This window comes from Mesorhizobium sp. M7A.F.Ca.CA.004.04.2.1 (assembly GCF_004022825.1).
Taxonomy (GTDB): domain Bacteria; phylum Pseudomonadota; class Alphaproteobacteria; order Rhizobiales; family Rhizobiaceae; genus Mesorhizobium.
Map to the genome: position 1 here is coordinate 1 of NZ_RZPH01000009.1, position 20,560 is coordinate 20,560.

General features: G+C 57.5%; 18 protein-coding genes and 3 pseudogenes. 7 read left to right on the plus strand and 14 right to left on the minus strand.

Annotation, left to right across the window (positions count from 1 at the left end):
- The 8 genes and pseudogenes from nifK to queC all read right to left on the minus strand — a co-directional run.
- On the minus strand, positions 1-894 hold an 894-nt coding region (gene nifK, locus EN893_RS01070; RefSeq protein WP_128361377.1), incomplete at its 3' end, for a nitrogenase molybdenum-iron protein subunit beta.
- A gap of 129 nt (positions 895-1,023) precedes the next feature.
- Positions 1,024-2,526 carry a nitrogenase molybdenum-iron protein alpha chain gene (gene nifD, locus EN893_RS01075; RefSeq protein ID WP_024505262.1) on the minus strand — a complete coding sequence of 501 codons (1,503 nt, stop codon included), beginning with the start codon at positions 2,524-2,526 and terminating at the stop codon, positions 1,024-1,026.
- An 87-nt stretch (positions 2,527-2,613) separates the two neighbouring features.
- A complete protein-coding gene (gene nifH, locus EN893_RS01080; protein WP_024505261.1) occupies positions 2,614-3,507 on the minus strand; it encodes a nitrogenase iron protein in 894 nt (297 codons plus the stop codon).
- Between the two features lie 1,097 nt (positions 3,508-4,604).
- Positions 4,605-4,801: pseudogene (locus tag EN893_RS38915) on the minus strand (7-carboxy-7-deazaguanine synthase QueE); the annotation flags it as partial.
- Between the two features lie 160 nt (positions 4,802-4,961).
- A complete protein-coding gene (locus EN893_RS01095; protein WP_063169372.1) occupies positions 4,962-5,714 on the minus strand; it encodes a carbonic anhydrase in 753 nt (250 codons plus the stop codon).
- A gap of 770 nt (positions 5,715-6,484) precedes the next feature.
- Positions 6,485-7,210 carry a 7-carboxy-7-deazaguanine synthase QueE gene (gene queE, locus EN893_RS01100; RefSeq protein WP_164548811.1) on the minus strand — a complete coding sequence of 242 codons (726 nt, stop codon included), beginning with the start codon at positions 7,208-7,210 and terminating at the stop codon, positions 6,485-6,487.
- A 5-nt stretch (positions 7,211-7,215) separates the two neighbouring features.
- Complete coding sequence (gene queD / locus EN893_RS01105; RefSeq protein ID WP_063169374.1) at positions 7,216-7,572, minus strand: 6-carboxytetrahydropterin synthase QueD; 357 nt, start codon at positions 7,570-7,572, stop codon at positions 7,216-7,218.
- A complete protein-coding gene (queC, locus tag EN893_RS01110; RefSeq protein WP_063170389.1) occupies positions 7,572-8,270 on the minus strand; it encodes a 7-cyano-7-deazaguanine synthase QueC in 699 nt (232 codons plus the stop codon). The genes queD and queC overlap by 1 nt, the downstream gene beginning before the upstream one ends.
- A gap of 369 nt (positions 8,271-8,639) precedes the next feature.
- Here queC and EN893_RS01115 point away from each other — a divergent pair.
- Positions 8,640-8,781 (plus strand): annotated as a pseudogene (locus EN893_RS01115) (transposase); the annotation flags it as partial.
- On the opposite strand, the pseudogene EN893_RS01120 reads toward EN893_RS01115, so the two are convergent.
- The 3 genes and pseudogenes from EN893_RS01120 to hisC all read right to left on the minus strand — a co-directional run bounded on the left by EN893_RS01120 (position 8,776) and on the right by hisC (position 12,469).
- Positions 8,776-9,978 (minus strand): annotated as a pseudogene (locus tag EN893_RS01120) (IS3 family transposase). The pseudogenes EN893_RS01115 and EN893_RS01120 overlap by 6 nt on opposite strands.
- A gap of 254 nt (positions 9,979-10,232) precedes the next feature.
- Positions 10,233-11,267: an LLM class flavin-dependent oxidoreductase gene (locus tag EN893_RS01125; protein WP_063169375.1), complete on the minus strand. Its 1,035-nt coding sequence runs from the start codon at positions 11,265-11,267 to the stop codon at positions 10,233-10,235.
- A gap of 71 nt (positions 11,268-11,338) precedes the next feature.
- A complete protein-coding gene (hisC, locus tag EN893_RS01130) occupies positions 11,339-12,469 on the minus strand; it encodes a histidinol-phosphate transaminase (protein WP_063169376.1) in 1,131 nt (376 codons plus the stop codon).
- Positions 12,470-13,265: 796 nt separating this feature from the next.
- Here hisC and EN893_RS01135 point away from each other — a divergent pair.
- A complete protein-coding gene (locus tag EN893_RS01135; RefSeq protein ID WP_063169434.1) occupies positions 13,266-14,219 on the plus strand; it encodes an IS481 family transposase in 954 nt (317 codons plus the stop codon).
- A 203-nt stretch (positions 14,220-14,422) separates the two neighbouring features.
- Here the strand turns inward: EN893_RS01135 and EN893_RS01140 are convergent, their stop codons facing one another.
- Genes EN893_RS01140 through EN893_RS39970 form a run of 3 tightly spaced genes read right to left on the minus strand, consistent with a single transcriptional unit; the run spans position 14,423 to position 15,162 of the window.
- The gene (locus tag EN893_RS01140; protein WP_063169433.1) at positions 14,423-14,707 is read right to left on the minus strand and encodes a DUF6804 family protein; all 285 of its coding nucleotides are present in this window, start codon (positions 14,705-14,707) and stop codon (positions 14,423-14,425) included.
- Between the two features lie 52 nt (positions 14,708-14,759).
- Positions 14,760-14,999 carry a hypothetical protein gene (locus tag EN893_RS01145; protein WP_082826591.1) on the minus strand — a complete coding sequence of 80 codons (240 nt, stop codon included), beginning with the start codon at positions 14,997-14,999 and terminating at the stop codon, positions 14,760-14,762.
- 28 nt (positions 15,000-15,027) lie between these two features.
- Entirely contained in the window at positions 15,028-15,162 is a 135-nt protein-coding gene (locus tag EN893_RS39970) for a YHYH domain-containing protein (protein ID WP_199489651.1), read from the minus strand.
- Between the two features lie 144 nt (positions 15,163-15,306).
- On the opposite strand from EN893_RS39970, the gene EN893_RS01155 reads away from it, so the two are divergent.
- The 5 genes from EN893_RS01155 to EN893_RS01175 all read left to right on the plus strand — a co-directional run bounded on the left by EN893_RS01155 (position 15,307) and on the right by EN893_RS01175 (position 20,542).
- Positions 15,307-15,732, plus strand: coding sequence for a hypothetical protein (locus EN893_RS01155; protein ID WP_206640077.1), 426 nt, complete (start codon positions 15,307-15,309; stop codon positions 15,730-15,732).
- Between the two features lie 197 nt (positions 15,733-15,929).
- Positions 15,930-17,369, plus strand: coding sequence for a hypothetical protein (locus EN893_RS01160; protein WP_063169430.1), 1,440 nt, complete (start codon positions 15,930-15,932; stop codon positions 17,367-17,369).
- Positions 17,362-18,180, plus strand: a complete 819-nt coding sequence (locus EN893_RS01165) for a hypothetical protein (RefSeq protein WP_063169429.1) — start codon at positions 17,362-17,364, stop codon at positions 18,178-18,180. The genes EN893_RS01160 and EN893_RS01165 overlap by 8 nt, the downstream gene beginning before the upstream one ends.
- Complete coding sequence (locus tag EN893_RS01170; RefSeq protein ID WP_063169428.1) at positions 18,180-19,496, plus strand: hypothetical protein; 1,317 nt, start codon at positions 18,180-18,182, stop codon at positions 19,494-19,496. Before EN893_RS01165 ends, EN893_RS01170 begins: the two co-directional genes overlap by 1 nt.
- A complete protein-coding gene (locus EN893_RS01175; protein WP_082826712.1) occupies positions 19,493-20,542 on the plus strand; it encodes a hypothetical protein in 1,050 nt (349 codons plus the stop codon). The genes EN893_RS01170 and EN893_RS01175 overlap by 4 nt, the downstream gene beginning before the upstream one ends.
- Positions 20,543-20,560: the final 18 nt, after the last annotated feature.

A 20,560-nucleotide genomic window follows, 5' to 3' on the forward strand; every position in this document is an offset into this window, starting at 1 on the left:
CTTTCGGGCGTTGTGATGCTGCAGCGAAAGCGTTGCCTCGGCGTTGAGGGCCTTCTTCACCTCGTTGATCTTCGTGCCCCCGTCATACATGCGGTATTCACCGTCCGAAGGCGTATCGAACTGGTCAGAGGCATCCTGGATCAATGTATAGGACACGCCCATTACATCGAGCAGGCGCTTGAGCTCCCGGTTGTTGCCGACGCAGAAGCCGTCGAAGCCCGGAATGATGTTGATGGTTCCTTCGATTTGCGTACGCTCCTGACCTTTCCAGAAGTGCTCCAAAATGCCTTTGACCATGTTGTCATAGCCGTCGACATGACTGCCAACGAAGGCCGGGGTGTGGGCAAAGGGCACGTCGAAGTCGCGCGGGACTGAATCTTCGTCCTTGGCGTTCTGGATGAAGCTGTGCAGGTCGTCGCCAATGACCTCTGCCATACAGGTCGTCGACACGGCAATCATCTTGGGGTCGTAGAGCTGGTAGGTGTTGGCGAGCCCGTCGACCATGTTCTTCAGGCCGCCAAACACCGCCGCATCCTCGGTCATTGAGGAGGAGACCGCCGCGGCAGGCTCCTTGAAATGGCGCGACAGGTGCGAGCGGTAATAGGCGACGCAACCTTGGCTGCCGTGGACGAAGGACATGGTTCGCTCGAAGCCGGCGGCAGCGAATACCGCACCCAGCGGCTGGCAGGCCTTGGCCGGGTTCACGACAAGCGCTTTGCGGGCGAGGTTCTTTTCGCGGTATTCCCACGTCTGGGTGAAATCGCGCTGATCGGAAACGATTTCATCGGGGTGCGGACATTCGAAGTTTAGCTTCTTCTCAGCGAGCATCTTTCTGTATTCCGGCTCGCGGAACAGGGGAGCGTGATCGAGAATTTTTTCAGCCGACTGCGGCATGATGATTACCTCTTTTGCATCTGGCTGCGCGGGACGGCAGCTCAGGACGTCAAGACGTTCCAGGCTCCGGCGGATCAGAGGCCGCGGGAGTTCACCGTCTCAGTGGGAGACTGGGGCTGAAGCAAATGTTTATTCGGCAGCCATCGCCCGCTCATCGCCCCGGCTTCTTTTCCAAGGCGCGTGGAATAGGTCCCAGACCGGGTTGTTAATGGCGAGATCCACATCACGTGCGAAAATGGCAAAGCCGTCGTAGCCGTGATACGGGCCTGAATAATCCCAGGAATGCATCTGGCGGAACGGTATGCCCATCTTCTGCACCGGGTATTTTTCTTTGATTCCCGAGCCGACCAGATTTGGGCGAATCCCTTCGATGAATTTCTCCAACTCATAGCCGGTCACGTCATCGTAGATCAGCGTGCCGTTCTTCACGTAGTGGCCGGTGCGCTGATAGTCGTCGCTGTGGGCGAATTCATAGCCGGTGCCCACGATGACCATGCCGAGGTCCTCGTAGGCCGTGACGACGTGGCGGGGGCGCAGGCCGCCGACATAGAGCATCACGGTATTTCCTTCCAGGCGCGACAGGTACTTGGCGATGACCGCATCAACAAGCGGCCTGTACTTGGCAATGACCTTTTCGGTCTTCTCCTCGATTTCCGGCCCAAAATGCTTGGCTATGTTGCGCAGAGAGGCTTCGATCTGGGAGGGACCGAAGAAATTGTACTCCATCCAGGCGACGCCATACTTTTCCTCCATATGCCGACAGATGTAATTCATCGACCGGTAGCAGTGGATAAGATTGAGCTTAGCCTTCGGGGCGCGCTCGATCTCTGCGAGTGTGGCGTCACCCGACCAGTTGCCAACCACGCGCAGCCCTATCTCCTCAAGCAGTATGCGCGAGGCCCAGGCATCGCCGCCGATATTGTAGTCGCCGATGACGTTGACGTCGTAGGGGCCGGCCTCGAACTTGACATCCTTTTTGTCGAAGACCCAATCCCGGATTGCATCATTGGCGATGTGGTGGCCAAGCGACTGCGAGACGCCGCGGAAGCCCTCGCAGCGTACCGGCACGATCGTCTTGTCATACTCCTTGGTCTTTTTGCGAGAAACGGCCTCGGTGTCATCGCCAATCAGGCCGATAGGGCATTCGGACTGCACGGTGATGCCGTTGTTGAGCGGAAACAAGACTTCAATCTCGTCAATGATCTGTTCCAGCTTCTTGTCGCCGCCGAAGACGATGTCCTTCTCCTGGAAATCGGAGGTGAACTGCATTGTCCCGAACGTGTCGACGCCCGTTGTACCGACGTAGTAGTTGCGGCGCTGCGACCAAGAATATTGGCCGCAGCCGACCGGGCCGTGCGAGATATGGACCATATCCTTGACTGGCCCCCACACCACGCCTTTCGAACCAGCATATGCACAGCCGCGAATCGTCATCACCCCCGGAATGGACTTGATGTTCGATTTGACGTCGCATTCGGAAAGGACCTCGCTTTCCCCGCCAGCCTCGTTGCCGCTCTTTGCGACGTTGAGGTGCTTCTTGCGGCGCTTCGCCGCCTTGTCGGGATAATGCGACAGCACCTCTTCGATAAGCTTCGCATGAAGAGCACCGTCATTCTCGTATTCCCGGCTCATGAGTCCCCCTTTCAAGGTTGGGTGACGCCTCAAAGAATAGGCGCCGTTCTCTGCAAGGCGCGCCGATTCATGGCAGCGCTAATGTCACTACTGGGCCGCCGCCTTCGCCGCTTCCTTGGAGTGAAGCTCGGCAAGCATCTGCTCGTCGGTCTTCATGATGCCGAAGTCGAGCAGCATCTCCTCCAGCTCCTCCATGGTGATCGGCGTCGGGATCGTACCCTGGCCCGAATTGGCGTGGATCTTCTCGGCCAGAGCGCGGTATTCCCCTGCCTGCTTTGAGTCCGGCGCGTACTGGATCACCGACATCTTCCTGAGTTCGGCATGTTGGACGATGTTGTCGCGGGGCACGAAGTGGATGAGCTTGGAATTCAATCGGCCAGCCAGTGCTTCGGCCAGATCGAGTTCGCGGTCGGTTTGACGTTCATTGCAGATCAGCCCGCCCAGCCGCACACCGCCCGAATGGGCATATTTGAGGATGCCCTTGGCGATGTTGTTGGCGGCATAGAGCGCCATCATCTCGCCGGACATGACGATATAGATCTCCTGGGCCTTGCCTTCGCGGATCGGCATGGCGAAGCCGCCGCATACCACGTCGCCGAGGACGTCATAGGAGACATAATCGACATCGTCATAAGCGCCATTCTCCTCGAGGAAATTGATCGAGGTGATGACGCCGCGGCCGGCGCAACCGACACCCGGCTCGGGGCCGCCGGACTCCACGCACTTGATGCCTCTGTAGCCCACCTTGAGCACGTCCTGGAGTTCGAGGTCTTCCACCGAGCCTTCCTGTGCGGCGAGATCCAGGACGGTATCCTGAGCTTTCGAATTCAGGATCAAGCGTGTGGAATCGGCTTTGGGGTCGCATCCTACGATGAGGATTCTCTGCCCGAGGTCGACAAGGGCAGCGAGCGTATTTTGGGACGTGGTGGACTTGCCGATGCCGCCTTTTCCGTAAAAGGCGATCTGACGCAGACCTGACATAATAGCTTTCCTTCCTTCGTTCTAATTATCGCGACTGCCCGCGACACAAGTGCCGATAGGCAGCTCGTGCCGCCTCACACCAAGCATCGCAAAAAGCGTACCAGCGTGATCGGCCGATCCCAGAAGAAACTTTGTCATTAAATTCCAGCCGCTTAGACGGCGGCAAAACGCGCGAACGGGCCTTTCAGGCGTCTGTCACGGACACGACAAAGCCGACACAGATTGTCGTGCGCCATCCAAACCGCCGTGTGTCGAGCTCGAAGCGGGAGAATGGGGAAGTTAGCCCAAAGCTGATGGCGAGACCATCGGAAGACATCGGCTCTTGTCTTTCCAGCCTGCCATTGATCGGGCGGTCGCTGGATGAGCAGGAGCCTGGGGCTTGACCGCGGCGCGGGTAGTTCAGGCAGGCTTACAGAGCGGGAACGCCGGCGGCCGATAGACATCCGCGCTTAACCTTTCATAGCCCGTCTACAAGTTGGTTCCGCCGACGCGCTATATGGAAGCCAAATAATTCAGTAGCTTAGCCGAGAGCATTGATTTTTTCAGAAAGATACGTGTTATACGCGTATGAACCGCCGAACCCATGGTCGGCGCCCTCATGCGCGTGAGACCCCGTTGTGGGCGAGGCTCGCGACTGGCTGCACGATCCTAGCCGGCCTGCTTGCCATTGAGTTTGGTCCCGCCGCGGTAGGCTGCGGCATCAAGGGCAACATCAGCTACAACACTGGCAAGAAGATTATCACGTTCTTGGACAGGAATCTTACTGGGAGACACGCATCAACCTATTGAAGGGCGAGCGGTGGTTTTGTTCAGAGGAAGCTGCACGAAAGGCGGGCGGGCGGGCTTCGAGAGGTTAGTGTCGCGGCAGCTTGCAGATCTGCCCACGGGGCCGCCACGATCGCAAAGTGTGTACAAAAGCGCCCTCTCTGCCGAACTGAACAGTGCTCACGGCCATAGCCTCGGATGAGCCCGACTGGCTTGACCTCTGCATGATGAGAGCAGCTTTTACACCAGGTGCGCAGCACATGTCTTTAACGAACGCATCGTCTTCAAGAATATAGAGAGCAATTCGGAAAACCGAGTAGTTGGCGGCGAAGCTAGGAGAAGGTATACACTACCCTCTTGTTACCCCAGAGTAGAACGTGCAGCTGCGGCAAGACGCGGGCTTCGAACCACCTGTCGCTGGTCACCTTTTCTACCAGCGGTTCCATGCGCATCATATTCCGTCGGACTCGACAGAGACGTCTTCATTACCACGGCGGGGCGGCGTGTGATTGCCGGGTTGCAGACAAACCTCGCCGCGACGTATTTGGGACGAGTGGTGTCGGCACCGAATCCCTATCATTTAGACTAGCCAGCTTGGGGAGCGCCGTCAGACCGCCAGACCGGAAGAGGAGGCTTCGCGCCAACTTGTGCCAAGAATGTTGGACCGTGCGGAACCGCTGGGGCGGCGCTCAACTCTGGCGCAGGATGAAGCGTCGATTGGGTGAATGAATAGGGCGCGCGTTCGACGGGTAGAGTGAGGCAAATCGCTGGATGTCTGCCGGATCAACGTCAACCGGTTCCATCGCCACCATCCACTCGACGTTTTCGGTGCACGGCGGCGTCGTCAGTGAGCCCTCATAAGTCCAATAGCCAAGCGAGGCTGGCAGAAGCCAGTTGGGATTCACCTCGTCGATCGTCACCTCCCCATTCGGCAGTTCGGGAAAGGCCGCAGCAAGGGCAGCAAAGCTGGCATTTGTCGCGCCGGGCGTTAAAAAGACGCCCAGCACGCCCAGAGTACCACTTTGCGTGTCCTTGTGAACGAAATGCACCTCCATCGGGAAGCTCTTGCCCGCCACGTGATGTTCGCTTGGCGCATGGAAATGGAACTGTACCAGTTCGTAGACACGATCGCCGCGGGTCAGCGTGCTGCCTTGTGGCATATTGATTTGAATGGTGTGGCCGTTGTTCACCATATTGCCGCCGCCCTTGTGCCAGCCGATGGCGATATGCGGGATATCCGCCTTGACCGCGCTGTTGATATTGATCGGCGATTGCTGCGTGCCGGCAGAGCATACGAAATTTTCCTTATCCAGATCAGCCCAGTGCTCCGGTCCGACCGGACCGGTGTACCCCCAATGGGCACTGGTCGCTTGGGCGGCTTGAACGCAAATCCGGCATGCGCCGAGCGCAACCAACCCTTTGATCAGGTGACGACGATACATATTACTTTTGCTCCTCTTGCGAACTGATGTTGGTGGCTGCCCTAATGGACGCGTGATGGCCAATCGGCGCGGCCAGTATTGTCCTTTGCAACTGATAGATGCCCGCACGCCTTGGCGTGCTTTCATAAGTGCGGCTGCCGTTTCTCGGCTGGCCGGCTTCTGCAGCCCGCAACGGGGGCAGTTTCAACCAGCTAAACGATAAAAAATTTTAGCAGACCAGCGCTTGACCCCCGCCGCAAAGGCACAGGCGAAGGTGATCACTGCGCGGCTGCCGTTCGCGCCGGAGGCCGCATCGCTATACTTTACACTCGCTGCCCAAGGAGACGCAGGCGACCCCAATACGTTTTCATCGCTACTCCCGACGCAGCCGACCCACGCCACGAAAACGTTGCTATATTTCACGTTGGGCCAATGAGGAAATCGATCTTCTTTATGGAAGGCATTTGCGCAATGGATGCATTCCCATGCTGACAGTCGTGCGTCAGGCCGGACAATGAGATACATCGATAAGAGCTGGACAAGGATGAGGGGATGACGTGCTTGCGACGGAGCAGGTGGGGCGAGAAGGCCAGTTCTTGCGGATTTCAACTTTGCGTGACGACAGCTCATCGGAGTCAAGGTGACACACGCCGGCAGCGGGGTGTCCGGGCGGTTTCCAGCCGCACAATCGCGAGACCGCTGACGCGAACAAAGCTCGGCTGTACTCGGCACGCGAAGAGAGCCTGCCAAGCCGTTGGAGCCCGGCCTTCCGGTGCGACGCAAGCCACAGACTAGACCGCCCTCTTGTTACCCCAAAGCAGAACGTGCAGCTGCGGCAACACGCGGGCTTCGAACCACCTGTCGCTAGTCACCCTTTCGACAAGCCATTCCATTCGCATCATTATTCCGTCCAAGTCGACAGAGGCGTCTTCACTGCCAGGGAGCGGCGGCGTGTGATTGCCGGGTTGCAGATAGATCGGAAGGTGCGGATATCTCGCCGCGACTTCTTTGGCGTAGGCATAGTCACTCTCGTCGAAAACGACGAGCTTGAGCACGATTTGCGGCTTCTCTTGCGCCGCTTCGAGGCATGCATCAAACGCAGCCCAACGGGTCGTCATCTCGCTGGACGGCGGCTTTGGGCTAAGGGTCAGCACGTCAAGATCCGCAAACCACTCCCTCACCACGGAACCCTGCGTTTCCAGTGCAAAACGATAGCCCTCGCGATGGCCTCGTTCTATGAGGGGACCGAACGGCTGAATGGCCGGGTTGCCGCCTGACAAGGAGACCATAACCGGCCTGCCGCCGGAAAGCGCATGGACGGTTTGCCACACGGCATCGATCGGCATCGGTAGCCATTCATGGCGATACTGATTGTCCACCGCGTGAAGGCTGTCGCACCATGAACAGCGATAATCACATCCGCCGGTTCTGATGAACACCGTCGGCAAGCCGATGAGCACGCCCTCGCCCTGGATAGTCGGCCCGAATATCTCGCTCACACGGATTGCGGGATGCATGTCGGTCACGGACGGTATTCCGCCCAAGTTTTCGGTGTTTCGCTAACGCGCACGGCCGCGGTCTGCGGCAGACGTGCCTTGCACCATTCATAGAAATGTCTGGCCAGGCATTCCGCCGTGACCTTCTCATGTCCCAGCACGTCGTTGAGGTGCCGATGGTCGAAGCTCTCGTCAATGTAGCGTTTGAGCGGCGCCAGATCGTGATAGTCGCGCACGAAGCCGTGGGCGTCCAGTTCCTTGGCCGACAGCTCCACTACGACGACATAGTTATGCCCGTGCAGGCGCGCGCATTGATGGTTGGGAGGCAAGGAGGTGAGCTGATGCGAGGCCGAGAAGTGGAATTCCTTGCTGATGTGGAACATTACGCGCGCCTCCTGCGCAGCGCCTCAAGCCAGAAATCGGCGTCCTCGTAGTCGGTGGGATCAGCGTGCCCGGCGAGATGGAACGCTTCGCGCCGCTCGACGCAGGTCCCGCATCGTCCGCAGTGACGCACGCCGCCCTTGTAACAGGACCAGGTCTCAGCAAACGGGGTGCCGTATCTTGCGCCATCCGCAACAATGTCAGCTTTTCCGAGATTCACATACGGTGCATAGAGGCGTATCTGCGCATAGCCGTCGAGCGCGCGGTCTTGCATTGTCTGGAAAGCTTCAATGAAGGCCGGACGGCAATCGGGATAGATGAAATGGTCCCCACCATGCACGGCCGCCGCCACCGCTTCGGCGCTGTGGGCGGCGGCGAGACCGAAGGCGATTGCCAACATGATGGCATTGCGGTTCGGCACCACCGTAATCTTCATCGTGTCTTCGGCGTAGTGGCCGTCCGGCACGTCGATACTGCTAGTCAGCGCTGAGCCGGAAAGGCCACGGCCAATTTCGCCGATGTCGATGATCTGGTGCGGGACCTTCAGTCGCTGCGCGCAAAGAGCGGCGAAGCCCAATTCCTTCCTGTGCCGTTGGCCATAGTCGAAAGATAGAAGGCCGGTGAGTTCGTGCTCCGCTGCCACCATGTGAGCAAGGGAAACGGAGTCCAATCCGCCAGAGCAGACGGCGAGAGTCTTCATCATTGGTATCCTTGTTTTGACCGGGTAAGGCTGCGACCGGAGATTTCTCTGCGCCCCCACTACTCCAGCGACTCAGTTTTGTGAACCGGGAGAATTTGCGCTCAGCCCGATTGGAACGGGAGTGCGTCGCGTCCAACACGCGTGATCAATAAAAGTTGAGCGCTTCAGCAGTTTGTTTCGCATCGCGCCAACTTTCGCAACCTGCTGTCCGATCGTCGACTTCGAGACAAGGTGATGTTCGGCCGACATCGGCTGACTCTTAATTAAGCCGCAGAACACATGTTGGCTTTCTGGCCTTCGCTTGTGCGGTTGGCGAGGGCGACATGGATGCCAGCAAATTTGACATTGGCGACATCCGCCTGGAGAACCCTGCGCGGCGCGATTGAGGCCGCAGGCGAGCCTGCTCTAACTGCCGCCCTACAGTCCCGACTTCAATCCGATTGAGAACGCCTTCGCCCAACCTAAGGCGCTGCTGCGAGCAAAGGCCGAGATAACCATCAAGGCTCTATGGGACTGACGTTGCCCCAGCAGTTTTGAGTTCGTTTCCGGCGTGGGTTGTGCCCTGCTGGGCGGGTGAAGCGACGGGCGCTGGCGCGGAGCCTTTGGCATAGCGCAGCGCGAGCGACCGTCGCGGATTGAAGGTGCTGGCGAACTTGGCCGGGGTCTGCCAGGGGGGAGTGCGGCCGCGCGGTGTTGTAGTCGGCGTGCCACAGGGCGATGGCTACGCGCGCCTGAGCCAGCGAGGTGAACAGCGTCTCGTTGAGCAGTTCATCGCGCAGTCGGCCGTTGAAGCTCTCGATGAAGCCATTCTGCATCGGCTTGCCGGGCGCAATGTAATGCCATTCGACGCGGTTCTGATCCGCCCAGGAGAGGATGGCGTTCGAGGTGAACTCGCTGCCATTGTCGCTGACGATCATCCTGGGCCGGCCCCGCTCGGTGATGAGCCGTCCAATTCGCGGGCAACCCGCATGCCCGAGAGAGACGTATCAACGATGAGTGCGAGGCACTCTCTCGTGCAGTCGTCGACGACGGCCAGGATGCGGAAGCGGCGCCCGTCGGTGAGCTGGTCCGATACGAAGTCGAGCGACCAGCGCTCGTCGGGCCTCAGCGGCACCAGCATCGGCGCCCTGGTCCCGATCGCCCGCTTGCGGCCGCCACGGCGGCGACGGCGAGCTTCTCCTCCCGATAGAGCCGGAACAGCTTCTTGTGGTTCACGACCAGGCCCTCCCGCCTCAGCATCACGAGAAGACGCCGGTAGCCGAACCGGCGACGCTCCTGCGCGATCGGCCTTCATCCGCTCGCGAACCTCGCGGTCGTCCGGCCTGCTGGTCTGGTAGCGAACCGTCATGCGGCAACAGCCGATGGCTTTACACGCCCGCCGTTCGCTCATCCCGAAGCCTTCCTTCAGGCGAGCGACAGCTTTCCGCTTGGCGGCGGGCGTCACCATTTCTTTCCCACAAGGTCCTTCAACGCGGCATTGTCGAGCATGGCGTCGGCCAAAAGCCGCTTCAGGCGCGTGTTCTCGTCCTCCAGCGCCTTCAGGTCGCCGAGCCTCGGTGACATCCATCCCGCCGAAGCGGGCCTTCCAATTGTAGATCGAGGCGTCGCTGACCCCGTGCTTGCGGCACAGATCGCCAACCGATACCCCGGCCTCGTGTTTCTTCAAAATTCCGATGATCTGCTCTTCAGAGAAGCGGCTGCGTTTCATGTCCTGGTCCTCTGGATGGGCCAGAACGAACTTCAAACCGGATTAGATCAGAGGGGCAAGGTCAGGACGCCTCGGCGCGGTCGTCGACCTCTTCACCCCAGCCGAATGTGCCAACTACTTCAAAGCCGCAGGATATGACCTGGATCAGATAGGACGTGCTCCAATGGTTTACACCTGACACAGGAGTCCGGCCCCCACAACCGTTTCGCAATGAGGAGCAGCGCTGCCGCTGCTCCTCCAATCACACGACGGATTCACGATGCGGCAACTCGAGCCATGATTTCGGATCCAATGGCCGATGCGGTGTATAGTGAGGCATCCAGCGGCAAATCCCCAAATGCCAGTTGACACAGAAGATAATTAGCACCTGCCTCTTCCAGCTGATCAAGGAGAGCTTTTCGGACAGAATCTGCCGTTCCCACGACGCACAATTCACTTTCAATTGCTGCATCGAAGTTCAAAGGCAAGTTTGGTGGAGTGGAAATGGCATTTAGTTCGTATAGAAATTTGAAGCTATTGAGCCATCGTTCATAGGCAGGTGCTGCGAGCAAATACGCATCTGTTTCAGAACGCCCTATCACCACCATTCGGAGCAATCCAAGAAATGGCGCTTGCTGGCCAATGTCAGCATCGTGAATTCGGGCGGCGCGGAACGCGTCGGTAACGCTGCGAACAGAAGTGGAAGGTCCGACGCAGGCGATGTTTGCCCCATTCGCAGCGGCCCAGCTAGCCGGCTCGGGTCGATTGGTGGCGATCCATGTCGGCGGACGGGGATATTGGTGAGGTCTCAACGTCAGCGGAACATCTTTCAACTCAAAGTGGCGGCCCTGATAAGAAAGCGTCCCGCCTTTCATCGCATTGATGAGAATCTCACTGGCCTCCGCATACTGTTCTGGTGCTGCTTCTACAGCAACCCCGAAGTATCCCAATTCAGTGGGAGCAGAGCCGCGCCCTATGCCGAGTTCAAGCCTGCCGCCGCTCAACTGATCAAGCATGCAGATCTCCTCGAAGGCACGCAGCGGATGATAGAGCGCAAGTAGCATTACCATGGGACCAACACGAAGACTGCGGGTTCGCTGGGCGACGCTCGCTAAGAACAAATTCGGTGATGGACCTCTGCCATGCGGCGTACAGTGGTGCTCGGCGAGATGATACGCATAAAAGCCATAGCCATCGCACGCTTCTGCTAGGCTCAGCCGATCTGCATATTGTTGTGCGATGTCATCGCCGTTTTCGTCCAGATGATCGAAGATGCCGAAGGTCAGGCCCGAAGCGGAAATTTTCTTCAATTAATTGTTCTCCAAATTACCTATATTTATTCGCTAATCATCATAGCTCACGACATATCATTACTTGATGATTAATGTGAATCGACTTCATGCTTGTGAGCACCGCGATCCTTCTTAAAGTTCATACAGACGCGTTCGGCGGCAGCAAGGAATTTGTCCATCTGCTCTGTGGTGCCAATGCTGACGCGAATACAGTTCTTCAAATCTACGTCAGGAAAGCTGGCGATGAGGATCGCCTGCTCTTTCAACGCGGCTTGCCAGCATGAGCCCTCCTGTCCCGCCGGCACACGGGCCAGCAAAAAGTTTGCGTGGGAGGGTGTTACGGAAAAGCCAAGTTGCAACAGCGCCAGGGTCACTCGCTGTCGTTCATGCTTGATGTGCCTGTGGTTCTCTTCGTAGGCGTGGCGATGCGCAAGAATGCTTTTCCCGACCGCCTGCCCGATCACGTTCATGTTGAAGACATTCTGGATGTTGCGCAGCCTGCCAATGATTTCTGGGTGACCGAAACCGAAGCCGACTCGCACGCCAGCGGCAGCATAGCTCTTTGAAAAAGTCCTCAAGATCAAAAGATTCGGATGTCTATTGACGAGGCGCAGGGCATTGTCGGGTGCGAAGTCAACGTAGGCCTCATCCAAGACGACCAAGCGATCTGCTTGCTCCACAAGGCGTTCGATTTCGGCCACCGGCACGAATGTTCCGGTCGGATTGTTCGGATTAGCCAACAGAATGAACTTCGCGTCTTTTGCGGGGCCGGACAGCAGTTTTTCTATCGGCAGGGGATGAGCTTCGCTCGATGCGATTTCGAGAAACTCGGCACCCTGCAACATGGCAAGTTTACGGTTGAACGAAAATCCGGGCGACAGCATTGCCACTCTATCTCCTGGGGCGAGGAAAGCTCTGTAGATGAGTCCGAGCAGCTCCGACGAACCGTTGCCGGCAATCACCTGATCTTTGGAAAATCCGTAAGCATCGGAGGCAGCTGCCCTTAAGCTGAGATTGTCGTCTTCCGGATAAAGATACTGGTGTTCGATCGCAGCAATTGCACTTTGCATTACGCTCTTCGGCAACGGAAACGGGTTCTCGTTCGTATTTAGCTTAACGCAGTTTGCATCCGTCGCTGGTCCGTTGGACGAGAGAGCATCTAATTTGCTGGCCACCGGCGAAAAAAGCGAAAGCACGGTCTTCAGTTTTGCATCGCACATGTTCTTCTCCGTTTTTCAGTCCCGCAGGGCATGTGACATGAGGCAATCGTTGATCGTGACTTGATCGACGTTCGGCTATATCAGCGCTGCCTTCCCACCCTGGTGGGGATCGCCGACCACGGTTTGGATTTGACACCGGGAAGCTGTCGAGAACCTGATGACGACCCAACGTTTGGCCGACGGCCGATTCGGCGCAACAGACGGTGTTTCAACATCGCATCGTCCTCAAAGCCGCATGCAGGGCCTGCACGACAGCCCGTCTCCAGCGCCCGCAGATAGGTGGAAGCCGAAGTCTTGCCGAACCTCAGTTGCTCTGCCACCTTGGCCCACCGGACTGCCCTGTTTATGGGTCAGGCGCAGGATATCTCTGACGCTCGTTCGTCTTGCTTGCTTCCGTCTTGGCATGGGCTCTCTCGGTTTGCTGATGAGAGAGCCAAATACCGGCTCATCTGAGCATGAGACGCAGGCCTGACGATATGGAGCGTCGCTGGTGGCGCGCGTAGCCGAGAGGGTTCGCCTCGCTGGCGGGGCATGCAAGACGGCGCACCTCCTTAGCCATCCTGTCCCATCGTCTCAGATCGTGAGGCGCACCTTATAGTCGGTGAGGAGATCTTGCAGGGTCAGGTTACGCCCTAGCGCTTAAGGTTGTTGGTCGCACCGAGCAAGCGCGGGACCTGTCGACGGACAACAGCGGTGCCACTGCCGGCACTAGGTGTGAGCTTTCGAGAGGTTGTCCATTCGGACCGGACCGAGGAGACTGGAGTTACCACGCTTCAGCATCCATCGGAGGGTCCGAATGAACATCCACAAGAATGCCCGTCTCACACCGCTGCGTCGAGAGGAGATGGCGTTATCGGTGATAGAAGGCGCTTTTTCCAAAGCCCATGCGGCGCGCGTCTATGGCGTGTCGGCCAAGATCGTGGCGCGCTGGGTCGAGCGCTATAAGACCAAAGGGCGGGCCGGCATGGTCGACCGCTCGTCGCGGCCCACCGTCATGCCGAGCCTGACCGAACAGTCCGTGGCCGAGCGCATCGCAGCCTTGCGTCGCCAGCGGCTGACCGGCAAGCACATCGCCCATGAGGTCGGCGTCTCGCCCGCCACCGTCAGCCGGGTTCTCAAGCGTGCCGGGCTGTCGCGGCTCAGGGATATCGAGCCGGCCGAACCGGTCCGGCGCTACGAGCGGGAGCATCCCGGCGAGATGATCCATATCGACATCAAGAAGCTCGGCCGCTTCAGCCAAGTCGGCCATCGTATCACCGGCGATCCGCAAAAGGGCAAGTCGCGCGGCGCCGGCTGGGAGTTCGTCCATGTCTGCATCGACGACGCGTCCCGCATCGCCTTCTCGCAAATCCTGCCCGACGAGAAAAAGGAGTGCGCCATCGCCTTCCTCAAGGCCGCGGTCGCCTATTACGCCAGCCTCGGCGTCACGATAGCCCGCGTCATGACCGACAACGGCTCCTGCTACAGATCAAAGGCCTTCGCCAAGGCCTGCCGCGATCTCGGCCTCAAGCACGTCACGACAAGACCCTATACGCCCAAGACCAATGGCAAGGCCGAGCGCTTCATCCAGACAGCACTGCGCGAATGGGCCTACGCCATTGCCTATCCGACATCCGATCATCGTGCCGCCGAACTGCCTGTCTGGCTGCACAGATACAATTGGCATCGTCCACATGGCAGCCTAAAGTCAAAAACGCCTATCAGTCGCCTCGCCCTGATCGAGGACAACCTGTTGAAGCTCCACATCTAGGGCATGCGAAAATAGAAAATAACGGGCAAAAAGATGCGCCTTTTCCGACTCCGAGCCTAGATGGTTGAAAGCCTCGAAGTACTCCTTCGTCCGCTCGAGGAGATCTCCCGCATAAAGCGCCAACGGCTGTGACACGGTGACCCTCGGGCGCGCCTTGACCTTCGGCGTCTCAGGTCCACTCTTGGCCATCTCAGATTATCGGCTTAATTCCGGTGCCGGTATGCGACAAAGCCGAACAGAGTAGCCGCTGCGACGTTGAAGATTGCCCACAGCTCGCGCGGCAAATGAACCGGCATGAACGGGTTGAAGATCGCTGCCGCTCCAAACAGCGCCCAAGCCAGGGTGCGATTTTCAGGGCCTGATCGCCACACCATGGCTCCGCAGTAGATCCCGGCGAAAAAGACCACCACGCGGAGGAATTGGTAATAGCCGTACGGCCATGGCGCTACCGCCAGCAGCGAGGCAATAGCTACACAGATGCAGACCAACCGGACCGTTCCGGCCGGCGTCGAAAAGCATTATTTTCAGCAAACTTGATCCTCAAACGCCCAGCACGGTTGTTAGTGGAGTTTCGGCGCCCGCCATATATTTGAAAAGCCAGATTGCCCAAGTGATCGGCCAAATGAACGCCAACATCGCATCCAGGCTCAAGTTAATCAGGATTTTTACGACCACTGATGCATGGCCCTGCCATGTGTCGACGACATTCATCACGTAGGTGATCGGCCCGCCCAGCATGAAGAGGAGGCCCAGCGGAGCTGACATGATGTTCTTCAGCATGTTTGTGTCCCTCAGAAAGGCGTGACCTTCAGTGACAGTGATACGCGCCGGTCTTATGGTTGGTATGGCAACCGTTGGCATCAGTGCCGCCACTGTGTGCAAACGCGCCGGTCGCGCAAGCGATTATTGCAGCGGCCATAGCCGCGAGAAATGTTGTTTTCATTTTATTGCCCTCCCAAAGTATTTCAGACAGAGCACTATTGCCGGTCGGGCACAAGCTGCTCGTGGCACTGTGAACACAAATAGGATAGATGCTCCTCTGTGCAGGCCAAGATCGGGCGAGGAGAATACTTTGGATGGATTGCGATTGATGCACGTCCCGTTGGCGATCCTGCTGACATGGCCAAGGGTGGCGACGGCAAATGAATGCCTCTCGAAGTACACCAAGACCGACGTCTGCGCCTACGCAAAAAAAATGCAAACCGAAATGGCTCCAGCATTGCCCATGCTGATCAGTTCGAACATCTCCGTTCGGAGCATCATCGCAATCGGGCCAAGGATCGTTTTCAACGCCACCTGGGCTCAGACCGATGCGGAAGTAGACGCCAAATTGTTGGCTGCTGGCGTCTCGCGGCCGGTCTATGTCCAGAAGATCGATGAAATGACCAAAAACTATGTCTGTCGTGCGGAGGAACTATCTGCCTTCGTTCGCCTGGGCGGTGAGATCCAGTACACGTATACGACTGTGGATAATTTCCCAGTCGCGAACCCGCTCGTAGCACTCTGTCCTTAGAGCATCGCAGCACGGCTCATGACATGACTAGTCGCGGCCGATCAACCAGTTGATCAGCAGCCATGATCATTTGTTGGAACTCAATTGAGCCTGATCCGCACTAGCAAGTGGATAGAAGTGAATGTGCGGTTGCCCTTTAGCTCTACTATGCATAGAAACCACTCTGCCGGGGGGCGTAAAGTTGGGGTTGTGAGTGCGTGGGCTCTAAATTCGAAAAACTAAATAAGTTGCGTGACTCACTGCGAGAATCCAACCACGATTTTCGGGCGAGCACTCAGCTATTCAACAGCCTGGACCCTGCCAAGATCGACGGCGACCTGGATGTCATTAACCGCGGAAAGCAGCGCGGCGAGGTGAACCAACCCCCGAAAACGGCAAAGAATCTCGACGATGTCGAACATGCCATCGTGGAACGCGTTGAGGATGAGAAGAAGGCTGCGCATCACACTCTTGAGGACAACCTGCAACTCCTTGGAGGTCGTCTTGCCGGCCTCGATTTCGAGGAACAATTCGGTCTAATCCGTCAGACGAATGCCGCTAGCGTTTCGGACTTCAAAGCCTCGGTCGCCGTGGGCCTCGATGAACTTCACGGCCTGAGAAGGGCCCTGAACGACGCCGAAAAAGAGCATGCATGGTTTAAGGAGAAGCACGGTCTCGTTCGTGCCGCGCGTGTGCAGCACGGTGCCGCTCACATTTTCCGGCTATCGCTTCTGCTATTTCTGTTTCTGGTCGAGACAGCGATGAACGGCAACTTCCTGGCCAAGGGCAATGAGCAGGGATTTTTTGGTGGCATCCTTGAGGCTGCGGCATTCTCTTTCATCAACATCGGGGCGGCTTTGCTCCTGGCGGTTTTCTGCGCTCGTCTCGTCACCCATCGGTCGTTTTTCGTAAAATTCGTTGGGATCATTTCAATCCTTTTCTATATCGGCTTGGCGATTTCGATAAACTTGGCGCTAGCGCACTACCGTGAGGTCAGCGGCTCGCTCGCTGACGGCGCCGGCGCTGAGGTCATCCGTAATATGCTCGCCAATCCAGCGGGTCTCACGGACATCAAGTCCTGGTTGCTGTTTGCGATCGGCCTGATGTTTTCGCTTTTCGCTTTTATCGACGGCTGGTTCGTGCTCGACCCTTACCCAGGCTACACTGGCGTTGAAAATCGGCTCGTTCGACGGCGCGATGACTACATCGATCGAAAGAAGGAACTGATCGAAGAGCTGCAGGATGTCCGCGACGACCACAACGAAAAAGTGGAGGAAATCGTCAAGCAGCTTGGTAGTCGCCGGCGCGAGCACCGCGCGATTGTCGATCATCGATCGAGGCTTCTGGCTCTTTTTGCGCAGCATCAAGACCAATTGGAGCGAGCCTGCAATCAGCTTTTGTCGATGTATCGGGAAGCCAACATCCAGGCGAGGACCGAGCCGGCGCCCAAGCATTTCGGAACGCCCTACAAACTTGATCGCATCAAGCCATACGTCACCGGCGAGCGGGAGTGGAATGAGGGAGATGTTGGCGCATCAATTCGCCAGGCGCAGGAGGAACTCAACGAGCAGGTTCGTCTGATTGGTCAGGAATGCGAACGGGGAATTGAGCAGTACCGAGATCTTGATAAGCTTCACCCGGACAGCGTGAATGTCTAGGCGAACCCGCAGACGCAAGAAAGGCAATGCGGGTACCATTGCCGCGGCCATTGCCCTTGGTGTGCTATCCGTTGCGATGTTGGCCGGCTTCGGCTGGATGTGGACCAGGTCTGGCAATGGCCATATCGACGCCAACACGAATTGCCCATTGGACGGACCCTCCAGCCTGACCGCCGTCCTCATCGACGCCACTGATCCAATTTCGGCAACGACGATGGCTGATCTCAAGAACGAGTTCCGAAAGACCATTGGGCAGGTCGAGCCGGGTGGGTATGTGAGGATTTATACCCTGAGCTCGGCGCCTGGTGAGCTGACGGTGATGTTCGATGGATGCAATCCCGGTGATGGGTCGACCGTCGATAGTTGGACCAACAATCCTGCGCGGCGTCAAAAGAAGTGGGAAAACGCCTTCGGCGATCCTTTGAACAAACTTCCCGATGAAATCCCGAATGCGGCTTCCGCGAGCCAATCTCCGATCATGGCTGGAATTCAGAAAATCAAGCTGTCGCTCTTCGATAGCAGCTTGGCCAAACAGGGCAGTCCCAAGCGATTGGTGGTCGCCTCTGACATGATCGAGCATACGACGATTTACTCGCAGTACCGATCGGGACTGGATTACCAAAAATACCTCAACAGCGCCGCCGACCGCACATATGGGACGTCGCTGGATGGGGTGGGCATCACAATTCTTTATATCGATCGGGCAAAGAAGCCATTTCAGACCCTGGATCACGCGGAGTTCTGGACACATTGGGTCCAGAACCATCACGGCGAGTTCGAAAAGCTGGTTGGCTTGGATGGGTTAAACTGATGGCGAGAGCGCACGACAAACCTTTGCTGGATCATCCACGTCTGCCGGTCGTGGTTTTCGCGGCATTGACACTCGGCGGGTGTGTATTCATCGCCATTGCAAAACTCTCAGGCGTAAATCCGATCGTCGCGGCGGTAGCACCGGCCTGCCTGATGTTTTTCTATCTCGGGGTTTCGATCTTTGCTGGAAAGCTACAACTGCACGACGAGCAGACCGGCGATAACCTCTACTATATGGGCTTCCTGTTCACCCTGACGAGCCTTGGGGTCTCGCTGTTTCAGTTTGGAACGGAAGGCTCAACCGACACGATCGTCCAAAATTTTGGCATCGCGATCACGTCGACGATCACCGGTATTGCTCTGAGGGTTTTCTACAATCAGATGCGGCGCGATCCCGCGGACATTGAGCGAACGGCGAGGCACGAACTTGCCGACATGACACGGCGTGTAAGAGCCGAGATGGAAAGCGTAACCAGGGAGTTCGCCGACTTTCGTCGTGTCAGCCATCAAATGCTCGAAGAGGGCTTTGCAGAGATTGCCGAGCAAGCGGCACGCAATGGGGAGCACATTCGATCTGCCCTGGACAATATTGCCATGGAATCGATCAAGCCTGTCCAAGAGGCGTCTGCCAAGCTCAGTGACGCGTTGCAGCACAATTTCGGGCAAGTCGAAACCCAGTTTGCTTCGATAGCGAACCGCGTTGGAGCTGCAGCGGATTTGCTGGATAAAGCCAACAGCTCGATGTCCAACTCTGTTGGAAAGCTCGGTAATCAAGCCGACAATATGGCTGCCAAGCTGGAAAAGGTGGTTGTTCCTGATGAGGTGCTGAAGAACGATCTGGCGCCGATGGTCAAGCTCCTGGGTAATGCTGTCGCACAATATGCGATAAAAACCGAAACAGCCTCGCAAGAGCAGCAAACGCGGATGACCGGTCTTGCCGACGCAGTGATCAAGGTGGCGACTGGAGTGGAGAGAGCGGCAGCGGCCGCAGAAAAGACCGCAGAAACTGTCCAAGCGCAGCAGCGTTTGACTGAGGAGTTCATGGCTGTGATGCAGAAACACAGCAATGAAACACGCGGCCTCGTCGCAACCCTTACACAACATAGCCTCCCGGCCGTGCGCACGCCCCAGCCTCTGAGCAATGCGATAGCGAACGATGTCGAGCGAGTGGCGGCACCTTCCACTGTTGCCTCCCCTGTGGAGACGCCAATCAAGGTTTCGGATGACACGGAGGGCGACACCTTCCGATCGTTAAGCAGTCCGGCGGAGGTGGAGAAGGGTGAACCGCCAAAGAGAGCAAGTTGGTGGGGCAGGTGAGTGAGGTTAGCGGAACAGCCATTACGTTTGAGCGCAAGGGCTATGGCCGCGGCCTGATACTCGGCCTGACGATGGCTGAGACGATGCTGCTTCTCGTTTTCTGCCTTTTGCTTGCTGCAGGCGCGCTCATCGCCAAGACAAAGAAAGAGGCTGCGGCAGCGCAGAAGATTGCGCAGTCCCTCAATGAGAACGCTCGCAAGCTTGACGAGGAAAACAAGCGGTTGCTGGCTCAGCTGAATGCCATGGTCAAGCCTGCAAGTCGACGCAATGTACCAGATCAAGAATGGCGTGAATTGGTCCGGGCCAAAGAGGCCGCAGAGGCAATCAAAAAAGTGGGACTGACCCTTGAGGAAGCGGTGAAAAGCGCGCCGGCCGCCAAAGTCCTCTCTGACAACGACGTCGACGTTGATCAGGCCAAAGCCATGATCGAGAAGATGAAGGTTCTGCGCGAGCTCGGCTACGTTGGCACGGGCAAGACGTCCAAGGATCTTGCTGACGCACTGAAGAAGGCAAGGAACGAGGCCTCTGCTGACAAGCCACACGATTGGCCACCGATCATCAGTCTTAGCGAGCTCGATGGCTATAATTTCGATACTGGAAGTGCGGAGCTTTCCGGTGGCTTCAAAACGAAGTTGCGGCAGATGTCGAAGACCATTGCTGGAATTGCAACTTCCTATGGTGTGGACGTCATTGAGGTGATTGGCCACACGGACGAGCAGGCGATGTCCGGTGACTCATCGAATATGGACAGAGGCCTTCAGCCCGTACTGGCGCGCAAGATGGACATTGGCACACTCCATCCTGCCGACAATGCCGGGCTTGGATTAGCGCGAGCGATCTCCGTCACAGGCATCCTGCGCGATATGCCGGAACTGAAAGGCTTCACCATCCTGCCAATGTCCGGCGGCCAGTTGATATTGCCTGGCGACCGGCTCACCGACGGCGCACAGGCCGGCGACGTCAAGGCGAGGAGGCGAATTGAGATCAGGGTCAGGCAACGTTCGCGAGAGACAGATATTGGACTGGTTCCGGTACCAAAGTTGTGAGGCGAACTGCCCTTGGGT